This is a genomic window from Rhizobium sp. BK456 (genome assembly GCF_014194045.1).
GTDB lineage: Bacteria > Pseudomonadota > Alphaproteobacteria > Rhizobiales > Rhizobiaceae > Rhizobium > Rhizobium redzepovicii.
The window spans coordinates 135,470-160,674 of the sequence record NZ_JACIAO010000003.1 but is presented as its reverse complement, the minus strand read 5'-3'; the positions used below and the strand labels follow the sequence as shown (position 1 = coordinate 160,674).

At 61.9% G+C, this 25,205-nt stretch carries 20 protein-coding genes; 10 read left to right on the top strand and 10 right to left on the bottom strand.

From position 1 onward, the window contains the following. Positions 1–4 precede the first annotated feature (4 nt). The 4 genes from FHX03_RS10360 to FHX03_RS10345 all read left to right on the top strand — a co-directional run bounded on the left by FHX03_RS10360 (position 5) and on the right by FHX03_RS10345 (position 5,096). Complete coding sequence (locus FHX03_RS10360) at positions 5–790, top strand: FadR/GntR family transcriptional regulator (RefSeq protein ID WP_097628925.1); 786 nt, start codon at positions 5–7, stop codon at positions 788–790. A 165-nt stretch (positions 791–955) separates the two neighbouring features. Further along, complete coding sequence (glmU, locus tag FHX03_RS10355) at positions 956–2,317, top strand: bifunctional UDP-N-acetylglucosamine diphosphorylase/glucosamine-1-phosphate N-acetyltransferase GlmU (protein ID WP_183853543.1); 1,362 nt, start codon at positions 956–958, stop codon at positions 2,315–2,317. A gap of 110 nt (positions 2,318–2,427) precedes the next feature. Further along, positions 2,428–4,254 (top strand): glutamine--fructose-6-phosphate transaminase (isomerizing), encoded by a 1,827-nt coding sequence (gene glmS, locus FHX03_RS10350; RefSeq protein WP_183853541.1) that lies wholly within the window; start codon positions 2,428–2,430, stop codon positions 4,252–4,254. Between the two features lie 134 nt (positions 4,255–4,388). Next, entirely contained in the window at positions 4,389–5,096 is a 708-nt protein-coding gene (locus FHX03_RS10345) for a DUF502 domain-containing protein (protein WP_097628922.1), read from the top strand. Between the two features lie 80 nt (positions 5,097–5,176). On the opposite strand, the gene recG is transcribed toward FHX03_RS10345, so the two are convergent. Next, a complete protein-coding gene (recG, locus tag FHX03_RS10340) occupies positions 5,177–7,282 on the bottom strand; it encodes an ATP-dependent DNA helicase RecG (protein WP_183853539.1) in 2,106 nt (701 codons plus the stop codon). Between the two features lie 92 nt (positions 7,283–7,374). Here recG and FHX03_RS10335 point away from each other — a divergent pair, with 92 nt between their 5' ends. Genes FHX03_RS10335 through FHX03_RS10325 form a run of 3 tightly spaced genes read left to right on the top strand, consistent with a single transcriptional unit; the run spans position 7,375 to position 11,664 of the window. Then, positions 7,375–7,680 (top strand): succinate dehydrogenase assembly factor 2, encoded by a 306-nt coding sequence (locus tag FHX03_RS10335; protein ID WP_049735505.1) that lies wholly within the window; start codon positions 7,375–7,377, stop codon positions 7,678–7,680. Next, positions 7,677–11,180, top strand: coding sequence for a transcription-repair coupling factor (gene mfd, locus FHX03_RS10330; RefSeq protein WP_183853537.1), 3,504 nt, complete (start codon positions 7,677–7,679; stop codon positions 11,178–11,180). Before FHX03_RS10335 ends, mfd begins: the two co-directional genes overlap by 4 nt. Before the next feature lie 16 nt (positions 11,181–11,196). Next, complete coding sequence (locus FHX03_RS10325; RefSeq protein ID WP_097628918.1) at positions 11,197–11,664, top strand: OsmC family protein; 468 nt, start codon at positions 11,197–11,199, stop codon at positions 11,662–11,664. A 29-nt stretch (positions 11,665–11,693) separates the two neighbouring features. Here FHX03_RS10325 and FHX03_RS10320 read toward each other — a convergent pair whose 3' ends face one another. Continuing rightward, complete coding sequence (locus FHX03_RS10320) at positions 11,694–12,365, bottom strand: DsbA family oxidoreductase (RefSeq protein ID WP_097628917.1); 672 nt, start codon at positions 12,363–12,365, stop codon at positions 11,694–11,696. A gap of 64 nt (positions 12,366–12,429) precedes the next feature. Continuing rightward, entirely contained in the window at positions 12,430–14,232 is a 1,803-nt protein-coding gene (locus FHX03_RS10315; protein ID WP_097628944.1) for an extracellular solute-binding protein, read from the bottom strand. Positions 14,233–14,515: 283 nt separating this feature from the next. On the opposite strand from FHX03_RS10315, the gene FHX03_RS10310 reads away from it, so the two are divergent. Then, positions 14,516–15,181, top strand: coding sequence for an invasion associated locus B family protein (locus FHX03_RS10310; protein ID WP_097628916.1), 666 nt, complete (start codon positions 14,516–14,518; stop codon positions 15,179–15,181). 114 nt (positions 15,182–15,295) lie between these two features. On the opposite strand, the gene hspQ is transcribed toward FHX03_RS10310, so the two are convergent. The 3 genes from hspQ to FHX03_RS10295 all read right to left on the bottom strand — a co-directional run bounded on the left by hspQ (position 15,296) and on the right by FHX03_RS10295 (position 17,611). After that, entirely contained in the window at positions 15,296–15,625 is a 330-nt protein-coding gene (gene hspQ, locus FHX03_RS10305) for a heat shock protein HspQ (protein WP_003539613.1), read from the bottom strand. 158 nt (positions 15,626–15,783) lie between these two features. Beyond that, positions 15,784–17,193, bottom strand: coding sequence for a type I glutamate--ammonia ligase (gene glnA, locus FHX03_RS10300; RefSeq protein WP_183853535.1), 1,410 nt, complete (start codon positions 17,191–17,193; stop codon positions 15,784–15,786). 79 nt (positions 17,194–17,272) lie between these two features. Beyond that, complete coding sequence (locus FHX03_RS10295; protein ID WP_003539626.1) at positions 17,273–17,611, bottom strand: P-II family nitrogen regulator; 339 nt, start codon at positions 17,609–17,611, stop codon at positions 17,273–17,275. Positions 17,612–17,954: 343 nt separating this feature from the next. Between FHX03_RS10295 and FHX03_RS10290 the strand changes: the two genes are divergently transcribed. Further along, positions 17,955–19,427, top strand: a complete 1,473-nt coding sequence (locus tag FHX03_RS10290; protein ID WP_183853533.1) for an NAD(P)H-hydrate dehydratase — start codon at positions 17,955–17,957, stop codon at positions 19,425–19,427. A 38-nt stretch (positions 19,428–19,465) separates the two neighbouring features. Here FHX03_RS10290 and FHX03_RS10285 read toward each other — a convergent pair whose 3' ends face one another. From FHX03_RS10285 to uvrA, 3 genes are read right to left on the bottom strand one after another with little or no spacing between them, the layout of a single operon-like run. Beyond that, positions 19,466–20,272, bottom strand: a complete 807-nt coding sequence (locus tag FHX03_RS10285) for a DUF72 domain-containing protein (protein ID WP_183853531.1) — start codon at positions 20,270–20,272, stop codon at positions 19,466–19,468. A 24-nt stretch (positions 20,273–20,296) separates the two neighbouring features. After that, the gene (locus FHX03_RS10280; protein ID WP_183853530.1) at positions 20,297–20,758 is read right to left on the bottom strand and encodes a GNAT family N-acetyltransferase; all 462 of its coding nucleotides are present in this window, start codon (positions 20,756–20,758) and stop codon (positions 20,297–20,299) included. Then, the gene (uvrA, locus tag FHX03_RS10275) at positions 20,755–23,676 is read right to left on the bottom strand and encodes an excinuclease ABC subunit UvrA (protein ID WP_097628912.1); all 2,922 of its coding nucleotides are present in this window, start codon (positions 23,674–23,676) and stop codon (positions 20,755–20,757) included. The genes FHX03_RS10280 and uvrA overlap by 4 nt, the downstream gene beginning before the upstream one ends. A gap of 283 nt (positions 23,677–23,959) precedes the next feature. On the opposite strand from uvrA, the gene FHX03_RS10270 reads away from it, so the two are divergent. Then, positions 23,960–24,466, top strand: a complete 507-nt coding sequence (locus FHX03_RS10270) for a single-stranded DNA-binding protein (protein ID WP_003586486.1) — start codon at positions 23,960–23,962, stop codon at positions 24,464–24,466. An 84-nt stretch (positions 24,467–24,550) separates the two neighbouring features. Here FHX03_RS10270 and FHX03_RS10265 read toward each other — a convergent pair whose 3' ends face one another. Beyond that, complete coding sequence (locus FHX03_RS10265; protein ID WP_097628911.1) at positions 24,551–25,198, bottom strand: MarC family protein; 648 nt, start codon at positions 25,196–25,198, stop codon at positions 24,551–24,553. Positions 25,199–25,205 lie beyond the last annotated feature (7 nt).

Genomic DNA, 25,205 nt, shown 5'->3' with positions numbered 1-25,205 from the left:
TCGCTTGCGCAACAAATTGGACGAGACCCGTAAGACGGGGCGCAGAACCCGGACGAGCCACGCACAGGTGGTCGACGAACTCGGCAAGGAAATCGTCGCCGGCACCTATCCCGTCGGCACCATCCTGCCTGGCGACACCGAGCTGGCGCAGCGCTTCAAGGTGTCCCGTACCGTCTTGCGCGAGACGATGAAGACGCTTGCCGCCAAGGGCATGGTCGTCGCCAAGGCGCGGGTCGGCACGCGTGTGACCGAAAAGAACTTCTGGAACATGTTCGACAGCGAGATCATCGCCTGGCACTTCGATAACGGCGTGACGGAAGAGTTTCTGCTGCAGCTCTACGATATTCGTCTCGCCATCGAACCCTTCGCCGCCGGTCTCGTTGCCGAACGGGCGAATGCCGAGGATATCGAGACGCTGCGCGCGCTGGCGCTCGAGATGGCGGCGAGCGGCCATACCGCCGACAGCCTCGCGCTCGCCGACCTTAACTTTCACCTGGCGCTCGCCGAGGCCTCGCACAATCCCTTCATGCGCACCTTGGGCAGCCTCATCGAAGCGGCCCTCGTCGGCATGTTCCGCATGAGCACGCCGCCATCCGAAAACGGCTTCGCCAATATCGCCGACACCCATATGCGTATCGTTGACGCGATCGTTTCCGGCGACAGCCTTGCTGCGCGCCGCGCCATGGAACTCGTCATCCTGGACGGCCGCCATCATGTGCACGAGGCGTTCGCCGCCCGCGGTTCGGAGACAGTCATCGTGCCGATTTCAGCCGATATCTCACACCTGTAAAGGCTCTGCTCTGTTCCGCGCGTCCCGCGTCTTTTTCCGGGCGCAAAGCACGCCGCAAGACTTTCGATCCACAAAGCGCACTTCCCGAAAATCGATTCCGATTTCAGGAATTATGCAGTATGAGGCAACAAAGCCGCCTCATGGCGCGGATTCGCGGAGCAGATCATGGAACGTACTTGTCTTGCCGTCATCCTTGCCGCCGGTGACAGCACGCGGATGAAATCCTCGAAATCGAAGGTGCTGCATCCGGTCGCCGGACGGCCGATGATCGCCCATGTGGTCGAGGCGGTCGCCTCCGCCGGCATTTCCTCCGCTGCACTCGTCGTCGGCCGCGATGCCGAGGAAGTGGCAAAGGCAGCACACATTGGCGGCGTCGGCATTGAATCCTGCCTGCAGAAGGAGCGCCTCGGCACCGGCCATGCGGTGCTGGCGGCGCGCGAATCGATCGCCAAGGGCTATGACGATATTCTCGTCACCTATGGCGACGTGCCGCTGCAGACCGACGGGCCGTTGAAGGCCGCCCGCCAGGGCCTTGCCGAAGGCAGCGATATCGTCGTCATCGGATTCCACACCGATCGCCCCACAGGCTACGGCCGCCTGCTCGTCAAGGACGGCGAACTCATCGCCATCCGCGAGGAAAAGGACGCGACCGATGCTGAGCGCACGGTGACCTGGTGCAACAGCGGGCTGATGGCGATCAACGGCCGCAAGGCGCTCGATCTGCTCTCGCGCATCGGCAATGCCAATGCCAAGGGTGAATTCTATCTGACCGATCTCGTCGAAATCGCCCGCTCGCTCGGCGGCCGCGTCACCGCCGTCGACGCCCCTGAGATCGAGATGACCGGCTGCAACACCCGGGCTGAGCTTGCCGTCATCGAGCGGTTCTGGCAAGAGCGCCGCCGCCACCAGATGATGCTGGCAGGCGTCACCATGATCGCGCCGGAAACGGTCTTTCTGTCCTACGACACCGTCATCGGCCAGGATGCGCTGATCGAGCCGAACGTGGTCTTCGGCCCCGGCGCTGTGATCGACGGCGGCGCCGTCATCCATGCCTTCTCGCATATAGAAGGCGCCCATGTCAGCCAAGGCGCGACCGTCGGCCCCTTCGCGCGGTTGCGGCCAGGTGCCGATCTCGCCAATGGTTCGAAGGTCGGCAATTTCTGTGAGGTCAAGAACGGCCGGATCGGCGACGGCGCCAAGGTCAACCATCTTACCTATATCGGCGACGCCGTTATCGGCGCCGGCAGCAATATCGGCGCCGGTACGATCACCTGCAATTATGACGGCGTCAACAAGGCCGAGACGGTGATCGGTGAAAACGCCTTCATTGGTTCCAACTCCTCGCTGGTCGCCCCGGTGACGATCGGCGACGGCGCCTATATCGCCTCCGGCAGCGTCATCACCGCCGACGTCCCGGCCGATGCGCTGGCGCTCGGCCGTGCCCGGCAGGAGATCAAGCCCGGTCGGGCCACACTGCTGCGCGAGCGCGCGCTCGCCATCAAGGCCGCGAAGAAGGCTAAAGCCTGAAGCCGCTTTGCGTAACCGGCGGAAATTGAAAGTGACCGCCGAGGTGATTGATAACTAAGCGGGAATCGTTAGGACTGGCCTCGATTGTCGGAGCCTTGTGGGGATATTGCATGTGCGGAATTGTGGGGATCGTCGGAACTCAGCCTGTTGCCGGGCGACTGGTCGATGCGCTGAAGCGTCTCGAATATCGCGGTTATGATTCCGCCGGTGTCGCCACCATCCATGAGGGGGTGATGGATCGCCGCCGCGCCGAGGGCAAGCTGTTCAATCTGGAAAAGCGCCTCGACGCCGAACCGCTGCCAGGCCTGGTCGGCATTGCCCACACGCGGTGGGCAACGCACGGCGTTCCCAATGAAACCAATGCCCATCCGCATTTTGTCGAAGGTGTCGCCGTTGTCCATAACGGCATCATCGAGAATTTCTCCGAACTGCGCGACGAACTGACCGCCGAAGGCGCGGTCTTCGAAACGCAGACCGACACCGAGGTCGTCGCCCAGCTGATGGCGAAATACCTGCGCGAGGGCCTGGAGCCGCGCGCCGCCATGCTGCAGATGCTGAACCGGCTGACCGGCGCCTATGCTCTCGCCGTCATGCTCAAGGCCGATCCTGGTACGATCATGGCCGCCCGTTCCGGCCCGCCGCTTGCCGTCGGTTATGGCCGCGGCGAGATGTTCCTCGGTTCGGATGCGATTGCGCTCTCGCCCTTTACCAACGACATCACCTATTTGGTCGACGGCGACTGCGCCGTCATCACACGCGACAGCGTCGCCGTTATCGACTTCGCCGGAAAGCCGGTCAAGCGCTCTCGCCAGATCTCGCAGGCGACCGCCTATGTCGTCGACAAGGGCAACCACCGCCATTTCATGGAAAAGGAAATCTACGAGCAACCGGAGGTGATCTCCCATGCGCTCAGCCATTACGTCGATTTCGCCGAGAACACGATCGGCGCCAATGCCGCTGCGATCGATTTCAAGGCGGCGACCGGCTTGGCGATCTCGGCCTGCGGCACTGCCTATCTCGCCGGTCTCGTCGGCAAATACTGGTTCGAGCGTTATGCCCGCCTGCCTGTCGAGATCGACGTCGCCTCCGAATTCCGCTATCGCGAAATGCCGCTGTCGCCCTCGCAGGCAGCGCTCTTCATCTCCCAGTCCGGCGAGACCGCCGATACGCTGGCATCGCTGCGCTATTGCCGCGACAACGGCCTGAAGATCGGCGCCGTCGTCAATGTCCGCGAATCGACGATCGCCCGCGAATCCGACGCCGTCTTCCCGATCATGGCCGGCCCCGAAATCGGCGTCGCCTCGACCAAGGCCTTCACCTGCCAACTGGCCGTGTTGGCGTCGCTGGCGATCGGCGCCGGCAAGGCGCGCGGCACCGTGAGCGCCGATGAGGAGAGGGCGCTGGTGCGCCATCTCGCCGAAATGCCGCGCATCATGAGCCGGGTGCTGAACCTCATCCAGCCGCAGATGGAAAGCCTGTCGCGCGAATTGTCGAAATGCAAGGACGTGCTTTATCTCGGCCGAGGCACCAGCTTTCCGCTCGCCATGGAAGGCGCGCTGAAGCTCAAGGAAATTTCCTATATCCATGCCGAAGGCTATGCCGCCGGCGAATTGAAGCACGGGCCGATCGCGCTGATCGATGAGAACATGCCTGTCATCGTCATCGCCCCTTACGATCGCTTCTTCGAAAAGACCATCTCGAACATGCAGGAAGTCGCAGCCCGCGGCGGCCGCATCATCTTCATCACCGACGAGGCCGGTGCGAGCGCCTCGAAACTGCCGACCATGGCGACGATCACCCTGCCTGTGGTCGACGAAATCATCGCACCGATGATCTTCTCGCTGCCGATCCAGCTGCTCGCCTATCACACCGCCGTCTTCATGGGCACGGATGTCGATCAGCCGCGCAATCTGGCGAAATCCGTGACCGTGGAATAAGCCCGCAACGACCTGATCTTCGCGCCGAAACATATTGTGCGACGCCCCGAATTCTGGCAGTTTTACCAGGCGGACAAGGGGGAAGGGCCGGCGTTCCGGCCTGTCCAGGACCGAGATGGAGTTCATCAGGAGAGATGACCGACAACACCCCCAGAATGCCGGTCGCGACCCGGCTGAGGAATAATTTTCTCGCAGGCCTGATTATCTGCGCGCCGATCGCGATTACCATCTGGCTGACCTGGACCTTCATCCACTGGTCCGATAGCTGGGTAAGGCCCTATATTCCGGCGCGCTGGAATCCGGAAAGCTACCTCAATTTCGCCATTCCCGGATTCGGCCTGCTGACCGCCGTCGTGCTGATCACCGTTGTCGGCTTCCTCGGCAAGAACCTCATCGGACAGAGCATCGTTCGTTTCGGCGAATCGGTCGTTCAGCGCATGCCGCTGGTGCGCACCGTCTACAGAAGCGTGAAGCAGATTTTCGAAACCGTGCTGAAGGAACAGGCGAACTCCTTCAAGAAGGTCGGCCTCATCGAATATCCCAGTCCCGGCCTCTGGGCGCTGGTCTTCATCGCCACCGACGCCAAGGGCGAGATCGCGTCGAAGTTCAACGACATGGGTCAGGATATGGTCGCCGTCTTCCTGCCGCCGACGCCGGTGCCGACGGCGGGTTTCCTGGTCTTCGTGCCCCGCGAAAAGATCGTCCTTCTCGACATGAGCCCGGAAGACGCCGCCAAGTTCCTGATCTCGGGCGGACTCGTCGCCCCCGAGCACAAGCCTTCCGAACCGAAGCAGAAGCATCTGCCGCGGCCGAAGCCCGTAGCGGTTTCCAAGGCGGATTGATGCATGTCGCCCAAAAGTGTTTGGCGGTTTTGGGATAACGACATGCATGGAAGGAAGATTAAAGTGCGCCGCGGCGCGCTTTATCCAGCTCTCAAGAACCGGATCGCCTCGTCGCGACGGAAGAGATAGAGCAGGGTGCGGATCGCCGTTCCTCTGTCGCCGGTGAGCTCCGGATCGCGCTCGATCAGATAGGCGGCATCCTTGCGGGCGATTTCCAGGAGGTCGGCATGCGCCTCGAGGCTGGCGATGCGGAAGCCCGGCGTGCCGGACTGGCGCGTGCCGAGCAGCTCGCCTTCACCGCGCAATTTCAAGTCTTCCTCGGCGATGCGAAAACCGTCTTCGGTCTCGCGCATGATCGAAAGCCTGGCATGGCCGGTTTCGCCGAGCGGGCCCTTGTAGAGCAGGATGCAGGTCGAAGCCTCGTCGCCGCGCCCCACGCGGCCGCGCAACTGGTGCAATTGCGCCAGGCCGAAGCGTTCGGCATGTTCGATCACCATGATCGTCGCATCCGGCACGTCGACGCCGACCTCGACGACGGTGGTGGCGACCAGAAGCCGGGTCTCGCCGTTCTTGAACGCCATCATCGCCGAATCTTTTTCCGGCCCGCTCATCCGGCCATGGATGAGGCCGATATCGGGGCCGAGCGTGGCAACAAGTGTTGCATGCCGCTCCTCGGCCGACATCAGGTCGAGCTCCTGGGATTCCTCGACCAGCGGGCAGATCCAGTAGGCTTTCTTGCCCTCGGCAAGGGCACCCTGTAGCCGCCCGACGATTTCGCCTGTCCTTTCCATCGGCACGGTGATCGTCTGGATCGGCTTGCGGCCGGCCGGCTTCTCAGTGAGCTTGGAGACGTCCATGTCACCGAAAGCGGCAAGCACCAGCGTGCGCGGGATCGGTGTCGCCGTCATCACCAGCATGTGCGGCGAGATGCCCTTGGCAGTCAATCTCAAGCGCTGATGCACGCCGAAACGGTGCTGCTCGTCGACGACGGCCAGCATCAGCTTGGCGTAAGCGACGCTGTCCTGGAACAGCGCATGCGTGCCGATGACGATCTGTGCGGCGCCCGAGGCAATGCGTTCGAGGATCTCCTCCCGTTCGCGCCCCTTGGTGCGGCCGGTCAGGACCTCGATGCCGAGGCCGGCGGAGGCAGCGAATTTCGAGATCGTCGCGTGGTGCTGCCGCGCCAGAATTTCGGTCGGCGCCATCAGCACGGCCTGGCCGCCGCTTTCGATCACCGCCGCCATCGCCATCAGCGCCACCAGCGTCTTGCCGGAACCGACATCACCTTGCAGCAGCCGCAGCATGCGCTCGGCGCCTGCCATGTCCTTCAAAACCTCGGCGATCGCCACGTTCTGGCTAGATGTGAGCGAGAAGGGCAGGGACTTCAGGATCTTGGCGCTGACTTTGCCCGTCGCCTGCACCGGCTGGCCCGCCACCTTGCGCAGCCTCTGGCGCACCAGGCTCAGCGACAGCTGGCCGGCGAGAAACTCGTCATAAGCAAGCCGCCGTCGTGCGGGGGCCTGCGGATCGATATCGGCGGGGTCGCGCGGCTCGTGCAGCATGTGGAAACTGTCGCGGATCGACGGCAGGCCTTGCTTCTGCGCCAGCGCCGGGTCGATCCATTCCGGCAGCTCGGGAAAACGCGGCAGGGCGGCATCGATGATCTTGCGCAATGTCTTCGGCGAGAGCCCTGCCGTGAGCGGATAGATCGGCTCGACCAGCGGCAGGTTCTCCGCCTCGTCAGCCCTGACGATGTAGTCCGGATGCACCATCGAGGCGCGGCCGTTGAACCAGTCGACCTTGCCGCTGACCGTCACCTCGGCATCGACAGGCAGCTGTTTTTCCAGCCAGGCTGCCTGGCCGCGGAAGAAGACCAGCGTCAATTCGCCGGTCTCGTCATGCAGAAAGACCCGGTAGGGCACATTGCTCTTGCCACGCTGCGGCACCTGGTGGCGATCGACGCGGGCGGTGATCGTGACGATCGCGCCCTGCGGCGCGCGGGCGATCCCCGGCTGATTGCGCCGGTCGATCAGCGAAAAGGGCGCATGGAAGAGGAGGTCGATGACCCGACAATCCTCCGCCGTCTCGCGCCCGAGCAGCTTGATCAGCAGCTCGGCGATCTTCGGGCCGACGCCAGGAAGGCCCGAAATGGGAGAAAACAAAGGATCGAGAATGGCGGGGCGCATGCGGCCAAAATGCGATGAACAATGCGGCCTTGGCAAGGCTGACAAGCCGCTTTCCAGGGTCTATAGAGGCGCATCAACAGGAAGGTAATGCCATGACAGGTGTCACGCTCACGAGTGCCGGTCTCGACCCGCGCCGCCGCCGGATCCTTTTCCGCTGCTGGCATCGCGGCATCCGCGAGATGGATCTGGTCTTCGGCCAGTTCGCCGAAGCCGAGATCGCGACGCTTTCGGAAGCCGAGCTCGACGAGTTCGAGACGATCATGGCTGAGGAAGACAATGACCTAGTCCGCTGGATCATGGGAACATGGCCTGTTCCCGAGCGTTTCCAGACACCGATCTTTGCCCGCCTTGCCGCCTATACGCCCGATTTCGACAAGCCCCTCAGGACGCCGGAATGATCCCTAGTTTTGATGCCAAGAAGCTTGCGGCCATTGCCGAGCCGCTGACGATCGGCAATGTGCCTGTCGGCCTCGAACCGCTGCTGCTGGCCGAACTCGCCCGGGCGGGAGAGCCGGTTGCCTATGTCATATCAGACGGCCACCGCATGGCCGATCTCGAGCAGATGCTGGGCTTCGTCGCCCCCGATATTCCGGTTCTCACCCTGCCGGCTTGGGACTGTCTGCCCTATGACCGCGTTTCGCCGAGCGCCGATACCTCGGCCCGCCGGCTTGCCGCACTCGGTGGCCTCATCGCCCATCGGAAGAAGCCGCATGCGGCGATCGTGCTCGTCACCGCCAATGCCATGCTGCAGAAGGTGGCGCCCCAGGATGTGATCGAAAGTCTGAGCTTTTCGGCCCGTCCCGGCAATCAGTTGCGCATGGACGATCTTGCCGGGCGCCTGGAGCGCAACGGCTTCGACCGCGTCGCAACCGTTCGCGAGGTCGGCGAATATGCCGTGCGCGGCGGCATTCTCGACGTCTTCGTGCCGGGTTCTGAAGAACCGGTCCGCCTCGATTTCTTCGGCGATACGCTGGAATCGATCCGCAGCTTCGATCCGGCCAGCCAGCGCACGACCGGCCAGGTGCGCTCCCTCGATCTCAATCCGATGAGCGAGGTGACGCTGACGCCGGATACGATCAGCCGCTTTCGCAAGAATTATCTCTCGGCTTTCGGCGCGACGACGCGAGACGACGCGCTCTATCTCGCCGTCTCCGAAGGCCGCCGTTATCCGGGCATGGAGCACTGGCTGCCGCTCTTCTACGAGAAGCTCGATACCGTCTTCGATTATCTCAGCGGCTTCCGTGTCGTCACTGACAACACGGTGCGTGAGGCAGCCGAGGAGCGCTCCAAGCTGGTTTTCGATTATTACGACGCCCGGCTGAATTCCGCTCAGCCGGCCAAGGGCCAGATGGCGCAGGGCACGCCGTACAAGCCGGTGACGCCGGGCCAGCTTTATCTCGACAGCAAGCTTTTCGCCAAAACCCTCGACGCGCTCGGCGCGATCCGCATCAGCCCCTTCAACGAAATCGAAGGCGAGGCGCGCCGCGTCGTCAATATCGAGGCCCGCCAAGGCCAGCGCTGGGCTCGCTCGAATGCCGAAGGCGGCGGCGATGCCGAGCGCATCAACATTTTCGACGTCGTCGTCAAACATATTGCCGACCGCCGCGCTGCCGGCGCGAAGGTGCTGGTCACCGCCTGGACTGAAGGCTCGCTGGAGCGCCTGCTGCAGGTGCTGAACGAACACGGCCTGGAAAAGGTCAAGCCGATCGAGGCGCTGAAGGATCTCGGTTCGCTGGCGAAAGGCGAGGCGGCCGCCGCGGTGCTCAATCTCGAATCCGGATTCGAGGCGGGCGATCTCGTCGTCATCGGCGAGCAGGATATTCTCGGCGACCGCATGGTGCGGCGCTCCAAGCGCCGCAAGCGCGCCGCCGATTTCATCGCCGAGGTTGCCGGCCTCGACGAGGGCTCGATCGTCGTCCACGCCGAACACGGTATCGGCCGCTTCATCGGGCTGAAGACCATCGAGGCCGCGGGCGCGCCGCATGCCTGCCTCGAACTGCAATATGCCGACGAGGCGAAACTCTTCCTGCCGGTCGAAAACATCGATCTTCTCTCGCGATACGGTGGCGAGGGTACCGAGGCGCAGCTCGACAAGCTCGGCGGCGGCGCCTGGCAGATGCGCAAGGCCAAGCTGAAGAAGCGCCTGCTCGACATGGCCGATGCGCTGATCCGCATCGCCGCCGAGCGGCTGACGCGCCACGCGCCTGTTCTGACGACGCCGGACGGCCTCTACGACGAATTTGCCGCCCGCTTCCCCTATGATGAGACCGAGGACCAGGACAACGCCATCGACGCCGTCCGCTCCGATCTCGGCGCCGGCCGGCCGATGGACCGTCTCGTCTGCGGCGACGTCGGCTTCGGCAAGACGGAAGTGGCGTTGCGCGCCGCCTTCGTCGCCGCGATGAACGGCGTCCAGGTTGCCATCGTCGTGCCGACGACACTACTCTCCCGCCAGCATTTCAAGACCTTTTCCGAGCGGTTCCGCGGCCTGCCGGTGCGCATCCAGCAGGCCTCACGCCTGGTTGGTGCCAAGGAGCTGGCGCTGACCAAGAAGGAAGTCGCCGAAGGCAAGACCGATATCGTCGTCGGCACGCATGCGCTGCTCGGCGCCGGCATCAAATTCGCCAATCTCGGCCTGCTCGTCATCGATGAGGAGCAGCATTTCGGCGTCAAGCACAAGGAGCGGCTGAAGGAGCTGAAGAGCGACGTGCATGTGCTGACACTGTCGGCGACGCCGATCCCGCGCACACTGCAGCTGGCCATGACCGGGGTGCGCGAATTGTCGCTGATCACCACACCGCCGGTCGACCGCATGGCGGTGCGCACCTTCATCTCGCCCTTCGACAGCCTGGTCATCCGCGAGACGCTGATGCGCGAGCACTATCGCGGCGGCCAGAGCTTCTATGTCTGCCCGCGGCTGGCCGATCTCGCCGATGTGCATGCCTTCCTGCAGTCCGACGTGCCGGAGCTGAAGGTCGCCGTCGCCCACGGCCAAATGCCGGCCGGCGAACTCGAAGACATCATGAACGCCTTCTATGAAGGCCGCTACGACGTGCTGTTGTCCACAACCATCGTCGAATCCGGCCTCGACGTGCCGACAGCCAACACGCTGATCGTCCACCGTGCCGATATGTTCGGTCTTGCCCAGCTCTATCAGCTGCGCGGCCGCGTCGGCCGCTCGAAGGTGCGCGCTTTCGCGCTCTTTACCCTGCCTGTGAATAAGGTGCTGACGGCGACGGCAGACCGGCGGCTGAAAGTGCTGCAGTCGTTGGATACACTCGGTGCTGGTTTCCAGCTCGCCAGCCACGATCTCGATATCCGCGGCGCCGGCAACCTGCTCGGCGAGGAGCAGTCCGGCCACATCAAGGAGGTCGGCTTCGAACTCTACCAGCAGATGCTGGAAGAGGCGGTCGCCGAGGTCAAGGGTGTCGACGAGATCCACGACACCGGCTGGTCGCCGCAAATCTCCGTCGGCACGACCGTGATGATCCCTGAGGGCTACGTCCCCGACCTGCATCTGCGCATGGCGCTTTACCGCCGCCTCGGCGAAATCACCGAACTCAAGGAAATCGACGGCTTCGGCGCCGAGATGATCGACCGTTTCGGCCCGATGCCGATCGAGGTCCAGCATCTCCTGAAGATCGTTTACATCAAGTCCCTCTGCCGCACCGCCAATGTCGAAAAGCTCGATGCCGGCCCGAAGGGCGTCGTCGTGCAGTTCCGCAACAAGGAATTCCCCAACCCGGCCAACCTTGTCGGCTATATCGGCAAGCAGGGCGCCATGGCGAAGATCCGCCCCGACCACAGCCTGTTCCTGACTCGCGACCTGCCGACCCCGGAAAAGCGCTTGCAGGGCGCTGCTGTTATCATGACGCAGCTGGCCGAGATGGCGAAATAAACAAAGGGAGACTGAGATGGCGACATACGGCGCGACGATCGCCTGGCAGCGCAACGGCGAGACCTTCACCGACAATCGCTACAGCCGTGCCCATCGCTGGACCTTCGACGGCGGCATTGAGCTGCGTGCATCCTCGTCGGCCCACGTCGTTCCGCTGCCTTATTCGGCCGAGGACGCCGTCGATCCGGAGGAGGCGTTCGTCGCCTCGCTCTCCAGCTGCCACATGCTCTGGTTCCTGTCGATCGCCGCAAAACGGCGCTTCTGCGTCGACAGCTACACCGACGCCGCCGAGGGCGTCATGGAAAAGAATGGCGAAGGCCGCCTTGCCATGACCGTGGTGACGTTGAAGCCGCATGTCGTCTTCAGCGGCGAGAGACAGCCCTCGTTAAGCGAACTCGAAAACCTGCACCATCACGCCCACGATGAATGTTTCATCGCCAATTCGGTGACGACTGAGGTGCGTTGCGTTCCGGTTCTGGGGTAAAGCGGGACCATTTCAGGCCATGCCGCCGGTCAGTTGAGTCCCGATCGCGCCTCGGCCTTTGCCTTGGCGATATCGCGCAGCGCATTCGCCAGCACATCGGGTGTCTGCGCGCCGCTGACGGCATATTGCTGGTCGAAGATGAAGAACGGCACGCCGTTGACGCCCATCTCCTGCGCCGCCTTGATCTCGGCGACGATCAAATCGCGATCGGCATCGGAGGCAAGCAGCGAGGCGATGACCGAGCGGTCGAGGCCGGCCTTTTCCGCGATGTCGAGCAGCACCGCGTGGTCGCCGACATTGCGGCCATCCTCGAAATTCGCCTTGAACAGGGCGTCAACCACCTTGTCCTGCTTCTCGCGTCCTTCGATCATCGCCCAGTGGATCAGCCGATGCGCATCGAGCGTGTTCGGGCCGATATTGATCGCCTCGAAATCGAAGGCGATTCCGACCTCGCGGCCCAAATCGGTCAGCATCTTGTGTGCCTGCGCCACGCGCTCCTCGCCGCCAAGCTTCTCAGCCAGCGCCTTCTTTTGGTCGACGCCCTCTTTGGGATAGTCGGGATTGAGCCGATACGGCCGCCAGTTGATGTCGACGCCGATTTCGTCCTGCACCTCGGCGATGGCGAGTTCCAGCCGCGCCTTGCCGAGATAGCACCAGGGGCAGACGACATCCGAGACGACGTCGATGGTGATACGCTCCATGATGATTTTCCTTATTTTGTGCGTCTCCGAAGGGAGACATAAAGGCCGGGTGGTTCGGCTGCATCTACTGCGCGCTTGTATCCCACCATACAGGCAGCTGATAGCCATTGAGCGGCACGCTGTCGGGACGGCCGATGCGCTTGCTATGGGCCACCCATTGCTGGTCGATATGGTAGAGCGGCAGCACGTAGTGGCCGGAAAGTAGCAGCCGATCGTAGGAGCGCACCGCCGCGGTGAAATCCTCAGCCGAGCGCGCCCTGAGCAGGTGGTCGATCAGCGTGTCGATGTCGGGATCATTGGCGCCGGCAAAGCTGTCCGTACCCTCGCGCGTGCGCGCAGCCGAAGACCAGCGGCCGAGCTGTTCGTTTCCGGGCGACAGCGACGAGGTGTAGGACTTCATGATCATATCGTAGTCGAAACTGTTCGTTCGGCTCTGATACTGCGAATCGTCGACGGTGCGGATCGAAGCGGCGATGCCGATTGTCTGCAGCGAACGCTGATAGGCGATGGCGAGTTTCTCCTGATCGGCATTCTGCGTCATGATCTCGAAGGCGAGCTGGCGGCCGGAGGCATCCAGCATTTTGCCGCCCTGGATCGTATAACCGCCCTGTTTCAACAACCCGACGGCTTGCTTCAGCACATCGCGGTCGCGGCCGGAACCGTCGGTGACCGGCAGCTTGTAGGTGCCATCGAGGATCGCGGGTGCGATTTTGTCCTTGATCGGTCCGAGCAGCGCGAGCTCGGCCGCATTGGCGGAAACGCCGAAACTCGAAAGCTCGGAATTCTGCCAGAAACTCTGCGTGCGTTTATAGGCGCCGGAATAAAGATTCTTGTTTGCCCATTCGAAATCGAACACCAGCGACAGGCCCTCGCGCACCTTGGGATCGGCAAATATCTGCCGGCGCGTGTTGAACACGAAGCCGAGCATGCCGCTCGGAAGTTTCGGCGTGAATACGTCCTTGACGACGGCGCCAGAAGTGACCGCGGGGAAATTATAGGCGTTGGCCCAATGGCCGGGATTGCCGTCGGGATAGACGTCGACATCGCCCTTCTTGAAGGCCTCGAACAGCGTCGTGTCCTGCAGGAAATACTGGACGGTGATCTGATCGTAATTGTCGGTGCCGACCTTGGAGGGAATGTCCTTGCCCCAGTAATTCGGGTCGCGCTCATAGGTGATGCTCTCACCTGGTTTGACCGTCTTCACCTTGTAGGGACCGGAGCCCACCGGCGGTGTCAGCGACGAACGGTCGAAGGTTTCCGGATCGATCGCATGTTTCGGCAGCACCGGGAAAAGACCGAAAATCAGTGGCGTCTCGCGGTCGGCCTTGTCATTGAAGGTGAATCGCACGCTGTTTTCGCCGACCTTTTCCATCTTGGCGACGACGTTGAGGCGGTTGGCGAAGGGCACGCGGCCCTTGTCGCGCATCAGTTCAAAGGTGAACATCACGTCCTCAGGCGTCACCGGCTGGCCATCGGCCCATTTCGCCTTCGGATTGAGGTTGAACTGGATGAAACTCCTGTCCTCGTCCCATTCCACAGTCTCGGCCAGCAGGCCGTAGAGCGTGAAAGGCTCGTCCCTGGAGCGCTGCATCAGCGATTCGTAGACGAGATTGCCATATTCCGGATCCCACATGCCACGCGCCGTCGTGCGCATGCTTTTCAGGATGAACGGGTTAAGGCTGTCGAACGTGCCGACGACGCCATAGGTGATCTTGCCGCCCTTCTTCACGTCGGGATTGACGTAAGGGAAGTGTTTGTAATCAGCCGGCAAGGCCGGTTCGCCATGCATCGCGATGCCATGCAGCGGCTCGGCGGCAACAGCGCCGCACAGCAGCGAGAGGACGAAGGGGACGACGATCCGGAGCATTCGGCAATCCTTGCGGCCACGAAAACGGGCATGATTCACCGCGGAGATTATCATGGGGTCGAGCGATTCCAACACGAAGCGGCGATTTCTTTGGTATCGCGACGAAATGCTCCTCAAATGGCCAAAGAAAAGCTGGATATCTTGAACGCTGCGATGTAACAGGTGAACCCGAAGTTTCGGGGTCATGCATTTGCCTTATTTTTTTAAGAGGTGGGTGCCGAACGACCCGAGGTTGGGGCGGCAAGTCGCTGTCTCGAACGGATATCAGGAGACGGAATTCGTTATGATGTTCAAGTCTGAAAAGAAAATGCGGGCAGCGCTGTCCGTTCTGGCAGTGATGTTCGGCGCCGCTTCGGCTCCGATCTCCTCCTTCGCACAGGATGCTGCGGCACAGGCTCCGGCCGAGGGCCAGGCGCAGGCCGCCGGCGCGCCCAAGCTCGGCTGGTACAAGACCTGCAGCAAGCAGGAAGACAACGACATCTGTGTTGTCCAGAACTTGATTCTCGCCAATGGCGGCCAGCTTGTCACGGCCGTTGGCCTGATCTCGGTCTCCGGCAAGATCAACCGTAAGCTCCTGCAGGTGTCTGTTCCCACGGCACGCCTGATCCCCCCGGGCATCATCATGCAGATCGACGGCGGCAAGGGCCAGAAGCTCGACTACGCCGTCTGCCTCCCGGATAAGTGCACGGCTGAAATTCCGCTGACCGACGCGATGATCGCCAGCCTCAAGAAGGGCAGCGACGTGATCTTCACGTCAATCAACTTCCGCCGCGCCCCGAACCCGATCAAGATTTCGCTCGAAGGCTTCACCGGCGCTTATGACGGCGAACCGGTTTCCGAATCGAAGCTCGCTGAAAGCCAGCGCAGCTTGCAGGAAGGCATGCAGAAGAAGGCCGAGGAGGCCCGCAAGAAGCTGGAAGACGCCCAGAAGGCTGCCAAGGCGCAGTAATCCTGCCGCCGCCATATCGAATAGAAACCCGGCTTCGTGCCGGGTTTTTTTGTGTCAAAAGAAAAGGCCTCGCTGGGAGAGGCGAGGCCTTGTTGTTTGATCGGCGCCTTTGATTTAGTGGGCGAAGCTCATCTTGGGTTTGAACTGCCCTGACGGGGCCTGATCGAAAATCTGGTAGATCTGTGGGTTGCGAAGCGGCGTGCCGCTTTCGTCGTTCATCAGGTTCTGCTCGGAGACATAAGCGACATATTCGCTTTCGTCATTTTCGGCGAGCAGGTGATAGAAGGGCTGGTCTCTGCTCGGGCGCACCTCGGCCGGAATGGAATTCCACCATTCCTCCGTATTCGCGAACTCCGGATCAACGTCGAAGATGACGCCGCGAAACGGGAAAACCTTGTGCCGGACCACTTCGCCGATACTGAACTTTGCTACTCTTTCTTTCATGGTACGACTTCCTTTCATCACCAAATCTGGTGATTGGTGCCGCGCAAATCAAGATTTTTGCGCAAGCGCGTCACATGAACGTCATATCCTCCAGCTGGCGTCCATGACCCTGGGAGGGGAAAGCCCCGGCAGTCCGGGGCTTTCCGTGTTCAGGCCGATCAGGCCGAATAGTACATGTCGTATTCGACAGGATGCGGCGTCATTTCGAAACGCATCACCTCTGCCATCTTCAGTTCGACGAAGGCATCGATCTGGTCGTCGTCGAACACGCCGCCGGCCGTCAGGAACTTGCGGTCCTTGTCGAGACTTTCGAGGGCTTCACGCAACGAGCCGCAGACGGTCGGAATCTTCTTCAATTCCTTCGGCGGCAGGTCGTAGAGATCCTTGTCCATGGCCTTGCCGGGATGGATCTTGTTCTTGATGCCGTCGAGGCCGGCCATCAGCATGGCGGCGAAGGCGAGATAGGGGTTGGCGGTCGGATCCGGGAAACGGACTTCGACGCGCTTGGCCTTCGGGTTGGTGCCGAACGGAATGCGGCAGGAGGCTGAGCGGTTGCGGGCCGAATAGGCAAGCAGAACCGGTGCCTCATAGCCCGGGACGAGACGCTTGTAGGAGTTCGTCGACGGATTGGTGAAGGCGTTGATCGCCTTGGCATGCTTGATGATGCCGCCGATGTAGTAGAGGCAGCTCTCGGAAAGACCGGCATATTCGTCGCCGGCAAAGGTCGGCTTGCCGCCCTTCCAGATCGACTGGTGCACGTGCATGCCCGAGCCGTTGTCGCCGAAGATCGGCTTCGGCATGAAGGTCGCCGTCTTACCATAGGCATTGGCCACCTGGTGCACGACGTATTTGTAGATCTGCATCTTGTCGGCGTTGCGCACCAGCGTGTCGAACTTGATACCGAGTTCGTGCTGGGCGGCGGCGACTTCATGGTGATGCTTTTCGACGACGACGCCCATTTCGGATAGAACGGTCAGCATTTCCGAACGCATGTCCTGGGCGCTGTCAACAGGCGGAACCGGGAAATAGCCGCCCTTGACGCGCGGGCGATGGCCGAGGTTGCCGGTTTCGTAATCGGTGTCGTCATTCGACGGAAGTTCGGTCGAATCGAGCTTGAAGCCGGTATTGTAAGGATCGGCCTTATATTTGACGTCGTCGAAGACGAAGAATTCGGCCTCCGGGCCGACGAAGATCGTATCGCCGATGCCCGATGCCTTGAGATAGGCTTCGGCCTTCTTGGCGGTGCCGCGCGGATCGCGGTTATAAGCTTCGCCGGATACCGGATCGAGAATATCGCAGACGATGACCATGGTCGACTGAGCGAAGAACGGGTCCATATGCACCGTCTCGGTATCGGGCATCAGCACCATGTCAGACTCGTTGATGGCCTTCCAGCCGCCGATCGAGGAGCCGTCGAACATCACGCCGTCAGCGAACATGTCCTCGTCGACGCAGACAACGTCCATCGTCACATGCTGCAGCTTGCCCTTCGGGTCGGTGAAGCGCAGATCGACGAACTTTACGTCGTTCTCCTTGATCTGCTTCAGAATTTCGCTTGCGGTCGCCATTAAATACCTTCCTCCGATTTACGATGACAATACATGGCTGCGCTGACCGTATCGAACTTTGCGCGCTTGGCAAAGTGGGTCAGATGGCGTCGATGCCGGTCTCGCCGGTGCGGATACGGATAACCTCTTCGACGTTGGAGACGAAGATTTTTCCGTCGCCGATGCGGCCTGTCTGCGCCGCCTTGCGGATCGCGTCGATGACGGCTTCCGCGTTCTCATCGGCCAGCACCACTTCGACTTTCACCTTCGGCAGGAAATCGACGACGTATTCTGCTCCGCGGTAAAGTTCCGTGTGACCCTTCTGACGGCCGAAGCCCTTGGCTTCCGTGACCGTGATACCTTGCAGGCCGACTTCCTGAAGAGCTTCCTTCACTTCGTCCAGCTTGAAAGGCTTAATGATCGCTTCGATCTTTTTCATGAGAAAATGTCTCTCCGCTTCTCCCGTTATGGCAGGAATTTTCCCGCTCGCCGGATATGATGCAGATATCGTGCCAGTTTGAAATCCGTCTTGTTAAAAAAATCCACGGATTTTGCCGAAACCGCCGCATTTGCCGAGAGTCTGATGTCGATTTGGTGACAAAACAGTCGCGAAACTCCACCCTTCGATCAAAATCATATCGAAAATCCGAAAAAACTCATGTTTAAGGAGTCCTGCAAGTGCGTCCGTGCAAGATGAAAAGATAGGCAAATGCACAAAATTGGTTCCTTTCTTTATCATTTCAGGCGGTTGTTTTTTAGGCGTTTTTCGATTGAATAGGCCGATGAGCCACCAACTGTCCGACCTTCTTCTCACTCCTGCCGAGATGGCCGCCGTCGACACCGCTGCAGCCGCATCCGGTATCGATTCTTTTGGCCTGATGGAAAGGGCAGGTGCGGCGGTTGCGGCTGCAGCCCTGCGCCTTCATCCCGGAGCCTTGCGCTTCGTCGTGCTCTGCGGGCCGGGCAACAATGGTGGCGACGCCTATGTCGCCGCACGACATCTGCAGGAGGGCGGGGCTCCAATGGCGCTCTTCCATCTTGGTGATCCCTCCAGGCTGAAGGGCGATGCGGCCCGCGCGAAAGCCGGATGCGCGTTGCGGGGCGAACCGCTCCACCTCTATAGTCCCAAAAGCGGCGACGTCGTTATAGACGGCCTGTTCGGTGCGGGGCTTAGCCGAGAGGTGCCGGCCGATGCCCGCACTGTGATCGAGCGGATTGCCGAGGCCGGTCTCCCCGTGCTTGCCATCGACCTGCCCTCCGGCCTGGACGGCCGTACCGGCCGGGTGCTGGGAGCCGCCTTCCGGGCCAGCAACACCATCACCTTCATGACCCGCAAACCCGGCCATCTGCTGATGCCGGGCAGGGAGCTGTGCGGTGAGTTGGAGGTCTTCGACATCGGCATTCCCGCCCGCATCATTAGGGCCGAGGCGAGCGGCGTCATCGCCGAGAACAGGCCGGATGCCTGGAAGGGTGTGCTGCCCACCGAGCAGCTGGAAACCCACAAATACAAGCGCGGCCATCTGGTCGTCTTCTCAGGCGAGGCCGATAAGACGGGCGCCGCGCGCATGTCGGCGATCTCGGGCCTGAAGGCGGGGGCCGGCTTGGTGACGATCGCGGCCCCTCATGCGGCGATAGCCGCCAATGCTGCGCATCTCACCGCCGTCATGCTGCATGCGATCGATGATGCGGCCGATCTCGAAGGCTGGCTCACCGACAAGCGGCTGCAGACCTTCGTTCTCGGCCCTGGTTTCGGCATCGGCGCCAGGGCGCGCGCCTTCGTCTCGGCGCTCGCCGAACGCCGGCTGGTGCTTGATGCCGACGGCATCTCCTCGTTCAAGGACGATCCGCAACAGCTTTTCGAACTTTTCGGCGGTGAGCCGCGCCTGGTGCTGACGCCGCATGAGGGCGAATTTTCGCGGCTCTTTCCCGATATCGGCGGCGACGATGCGCTGGGGAAGGTGGACAAGGCCTTAGCCGCAGCCCGCCGCGCCAACGCCGCGATCGTCTATAAAGGCGCCGATACCGTCATCGCCGCGCCGGACGGCCGCGCGCTGATCAATACCAATGCACCTGCCTGGCTTGCCACCGCCGGCTCCGGCGACGTGCTCGCCGGCATCATCGGCGGATTGCTCGCCCAGGGCCTGCCGGCCTTCGAGGCCGCGGCCGCCGGCGTCTGGCTGCATGGAGAGGCCGCCCACCGTGCCGGCAAGGGGCTGACGGCGGAAGACCTCGCGGCTCACGTCTTGCCACTTTAGCCCGGTCGGCGCATAGCCACTCCGAGCTCCGGGCTGGCTTACTTCGCCAGCAGTTTCTGCAGGGCCATCGCTCCATGCGGCGCATTGACCTTGCCCTCATGGATCATGAAGGCGAAAACGTCGCGCGGCTCGGCCTTGACCTTGCGATCCCCGTCGATCAGCGGCAGATCGTCAGGAACCTTGCCTTCGGCCCAGGTCTCGAGCCGGTCCGCCCAGGCCTTCAGGTCCTTGTCGGGGTAGCAGGTTGCAATATCGTCCGATCCTTTCTGCAGCCTGGCATAGACGAAATCGGCCGTGACGTCGGCGATCATCGGATATTCGAAATGTTCGGCGCAGACAGGCGCCACGCCGTATTTGGCAAGCAGCGCCACGAACTCCGGCACCTTGAAGGAATCATGGCGTACCTCGACCACGTGGCGAAGCGCCAGCCCATCCTGCTTTTCCGGCAGCAGCTTCAGGAAGGCCTCGAAATCGTCCGGATCGAATTTCTTCGTCGGCGCGAACTGCCAGAGCAGCGGTCCGAGATGATCGCCAAGCTCGCTGATTCCGGATGACAGGAAGCGTTGCATCGATTCACCGGCTTCGGCCAGCACTCGCCGATTGGTGACGAACCGGGTCGCCTTCAGTGAAAAGATGAAACCGTCGGGCACGTCGGCTGCCCATTTGGCAAAGACCGCCGGCTTCTGGGTGCTGTAATAGGTGCCGTTGACCTCGATGACATTCAGCTGGCGGCTGGCATAGTTCAACTCGTCCTTCTGTTTCAGGTCATCGGGAAAGAAATGCCCGCGCCAGGGCTCGAAGGTCCAGCCGCCGATGCCGGTGCGGATAGTGCCGGATTTCGTCATGTCGTCCTCCCCATTCGCAGCCGCTCAGGCTGCGTTGATCTGTTTCGCCATGTCAACGAGGGTCCATCCTGGCCGAGAAGGGTTCGGCCGGCGACCCGTTTCCTGAAACCCGAAGGCGCTATAAAGCGCGATATTCCGCTCCATGAGCGCATTCGTATAAAGCCGGATCTGCGGCTGCGCCCATTCGCGCGCTTTGGCTTCTAGCCAATGGAGTATCGCCAACCCATGCCCGCCACCCTGAAAGGTCGGTGACACCGCGATGCTGAACAGCAAGAGGTGATCCGAATGCCGCTCGACGACCACCAGGCCGGCCGTTTCGCCGCCGACCTCGCGCAGCCAGACCTCGCCGCGTTCGATTCGCGGCGTATAGTCTTCCGTCACCGGGATCGGCGGAGCGCCGAAGAGCTCGGTATACGGCCGATAGGCGGCTGCCGTCAGCGTCGCGACCCTTTCCAGATCATCGGGCGACGCCGGCCTCATCGTCATTCCGCCGCAACCGCCTTCTTCGCCGGCCGCCGTTCCAGCAATTCCTTGAGGAACTGCCCGGTGTAGGAGCGCTTTTCCTTGACGATCGCCTCGGGCGTGCCGAAAGCCACGATCTCGCCGCCGCCATCGCCGCCCTCGGGGCCGAAATCGAGCACCCAGTCGGCCGTCTTGATCACCTCGAGATTGTGCTCGATTACCACAACAGAATTGCCCTGGTTGACCAGTTCGTGCAGCATTTCGAGCAGCTTGGCGACGTCGTGGAAATGCAGGCCGGTCGTCGGTTCGTCTAGAATGTAGAGCGTGCGTCCCGTCGAGCGCTTCGACAATTCCTTAGCGAGCTTGACGCGTTGCGCCTCGCCGCCGGAAAGCGTGTTCGCCTGCTGGCCGACCTTGATGTAACCGAGGCCGACATCCTTCAGCGCCTGCAGCTTGTCGCGCACTGCCGGCACCGCCGCGAAGAAATCGACGCCTTCCTCTACCGTCATGTCGAGTACGTCGGCGATCGACTTCTGCTTGAAAGTGACGTCGAGCGTCTCGCGATTGTATCGTTTTCCGTGGCAGACGTCGCAGGTGACGTAGACATCGGGCAGGAAGTGCATTTCGATCTTGATGACGCCGTCGCCCTGGCAGGCCTCGCAGCGTCCGCCCTTGACGTTGAAGGAGAAGCGGCCCGGCTGGTAGCCGCGTGCTTTTGCTTCCGGCAGGCCGGCGAACCAGTCGCGGATCGGCGTGAAGGCGCCGGTATAGGTCGCCGGGTTCGAGCGCGGCGTGCGGCCGATCGGCGACTGATCGATATCGATCACCTTGTCGATATGCTCGAAGCCGTCGATGCGGTCGTGGTCGGCGGGGTTTTCGCGTGCGCCCATGACGCGGCGTGCTGCCGATTTATAGAGCGTCTCGATCAGGAAGGTGGATTTGCCGCCGCCGGAAACCCCGGTCACTGCCGTGAACACCCCGAGCGGGATTGCCGCCGTGACGTTCTTCAGATTGTTGCCGCGCGCCCCGACTACCTTGATCTCGCGGCCCTTTTTCTGCTTGCGGCGCTCGTGGGGTACGGGAACGCCGAGTTCGCCGGACAGATATTTGCCGGTCAGCGACTTCGGATTATCCATGATGTCCTGCGGCGTGCCGTGGGCGATGACCTGGCCGCCGTGAATGCCGGCGGCCGGGCCGATATCGACGACGTCGTCGGCCGTCATGATCGCGTCCTCGTCATGTTCGACGACGATGACGGTGTTGCCGATGTCGCGCAGGTGCTTCAGCGTGTCGAGCAGCCGGGCATTGTCGCGCTGATGCAGGCCGATCGACGGCTCGTCGAGCACGTAGAGGACACCCGTCAGCCCCGAGCCGATCTGCGAGGCCAACCGGATACGCTGGCTTTCGCCGCCCGACAGCGTGCCGGAATTGCGCGACAGGCTCAGATATTCCAGGCCGACATCGTTGAGGAAGCGCAGCCGGTCGCGGATTTCCTTGAGGATGCGCACGGCGATTTCGTTCTGCTTGGCGTTGAAGCTTGCCGGCAGTGTCTCGAACCAGTCGCGGGCGACGCGGATCGACATACCGGTCACTTCGCCGATATGCAGCGTGTCGATCTTCACCGCCAGGGCCTCTGGCTTCAGGCGGAAGCCGTTGCAGGACGGGCAGGGGGCCGCCGACATGAAGCGCTCGATGTCTTCGCGCGCCCAGGCGGAATCGGTCTCCTTCCAGCGGCGCTCGAGATTGGTGATGATGCCCTCGAAATTCTTCTGCGTCGTATAGGAGCGGGCGCCATCGGCATAATGGAATTCGATCTTGTCCTCAGTGCCGTTGAGAATGACGTCTTTGGCCTCGTCGGAAAGATCGTTCCAGCGGGTGCCGAGCTTGAAGCCGTAATGTTTGCCGAGCGCCTCCAGCGTCTGGTTGTAATAGGGTGAGGTCGACTTGGCCCAAGGGGCGATCGCGCCGTCACGCAGCGTCCGTTCGGGCTCGGGCACGATCAGATCCGGATCGATCTTCTGCTGGGCGCCGAGGCCGTCGCAGGTCGGGCAGGCGCCGAAGGGATTGTTGAACGAGAACAGCCTGGGCTCGATCTCGGGAATGGTGAAGCCGGAAACCGGGCAGGCAAATTTCTCCGAAAACAGCACGCGCTCATGCGTCTCGTTCAGCGACTTGTTGGCCGAGCCGCCGGCCGAGGTCTCTTCCGGCGGCAGCGGCTTGTCGGCAAATTCGGCAACTGCCAGCCCGTCAGCGAGCTTCAGGCAGGTCTCCAGGCTGTCGGCCAGGCGGGCGGAGACATCCGAACGCACGACGATACGGTCGACCACCACGTCGATGTCGTGCTTATATTTCTTGTCGAGTACCGGCGCCTCAGCGATCTCGTAGAACTGCCCGTCGACCTTGACGCGCTGGAAGCCCTTCTTCATCAGCTCCGCCAGTTCCTTCTTGTATTCGCCCTTGCGCCCGCGCACGAGCGGCGCAAGAATATAAAGACGGGTGCCCTCACCGAAATCGAGGATGCGGTCGACCATCTGGCTGACGGTCTGGCTCTCGATCGGCAGGCCGGTCGCCGGCGAATAGGGAACGCCGACGCGGGCAAAGAGAAGGCGCATATAGTCGTAAATCTCGGTGACGGTGCCGACCGTCGAGCGCGGGTTGCGCGAGGTGGTCTTCTGCTCGATCGAGATCGCCGGCGACAGCCCGTCGATCTGGTCGACGTCGGGCTTCTGCATCATTTCGAGGAACTGCCGGGCATAGGCCGACAGGCTCTCGACATAACGGCGCTGGCCCTCGGCATAGATCGTGTCGAAGGCAAGCGAGGACTTGCCGGAGCCCGAAAGCCCGGTCATGACGATCAGCTTGTTGCGCGGCAGATCGAGATCGATGCCCTTGAGATTGTGCTCGCGCGCGCCGCGGATGGAGATCGTCTTCAGTTCGCTCATCGTCTCAGCTTGGTCCTTTGGGATAACAGCCCTTATTTAGTGATGCCGACCGGCGAGTCGAGGCTGAATGTCCGCAACACCGAAGGTTTTCGATTCTGTTGACACGATCATAAGGATAAACTAGAACAAATAAAGAACAAAATTCCTGATGGATGCATGCGGCGTTCTGATGGATAAACATGTGGATTAAATGCCGCCCATGCGCATCGGCGGTCCGTGATGGTTTAAGGTGCGCCGATCGATTGAAACGCCGCCGGGCAGGGCGGCAGGCAGGGTGAAAAGCATGGCTGGTAGCGTAAACAAGGTAATTCTGATTGGAAACGTCGGTGCGGACCCCGAAATCCGCCGCACGCAGGATGGCCGGCCGATCGCCAATCTCCGTATCGCGACCTCGGAGACCTGGCGTGACCGCAATTCCGGCGAGCGCCGTGAAAAGACCGAATGGCACACGGTCGTCGTCTTCAACGAAGGCCTTTGCAAGGTCGTCGAGCAATATGTGAAGAAGGGCGCCAAGCTCTATATCGAAGGCCAGCTGCAGACCCGCAAATGGCAGGACCAGCAGGGCCAGGACCGCTACTCGACGGAAGTGGTGCTGCAGGGCTTCGGTTCGACCCTGACCATGCTCGACGGCCGCGGCGAAGGCGGCGGTGCAAGCTCCGGCGGCGGCCGAGGCAGCAGCAACAATGATTATGGCGATGACTACGGCGCCCCGGCTCCCTCTTCATCGCCGAGCCGCGGCGGTGGCGGCGGTAATTTCTCGCGCGATCTCGACGACGACATCCCGTTCTGATCAACCGCTTTCCCGGCTCTGTAGACTATCCGAGAGCATGATGCCTTTGATGGCGTCATGCTTTTTTTCTTTGGTTTGCACCGTTCAGTGCGGTGTCGCGCTGATCAGATTGAGCGCCGCCTTTGCGCCGTCGACGACGAATTGCACCGCTAGGGCGGCGAGGATGACGCCGAGGAGCCGCGTCAGGATCGCCCGGCCGGTGACGCCGAGGAAGCGGTCGAGCCTTTCGGCAATCAGCAGCATGAGGAAGGTCAGCAGCAGATTGGCGGCGATGACGGCGATGAACTGGGCTTTTTCGACGGAGGTCGGCAGCGTGCCGGCAAGCAGGATCGTCGCCGAGATCGCGCCCGGGCCGGCGATCAGCGGCAAGGCGAGGGGAAAAACGGCGATATTTTCGATATGATCCTTGGTGACGGCAGCTTCGGTGGCCTTCTCCTTGCGCTCCTGCCGCCGCTCGAACACCATCTCGAAGGCGATCCAGAAGAGCAGCAGCCCGCCGGCGATGCGGAAGGCGCCGATCGAGATCCCGAGCACGCCGAGCACGCTCGCGCCGAACAGCGCGAAGACGGCAAGGATGATGAAGGCGATGGTCGAGCCGCGCAGCGCCACCTGCGTGCGCTGGGCGCGGCTCATGCCGGTCGTCAGCCCCAGGAAGATCGGTGCGAGCCCCGGCGGATCGATGGTGACGATGAGCGTCGTGAAGGCGTTGATCAATTGGTCGGCGCTTGCCATCGTCCCT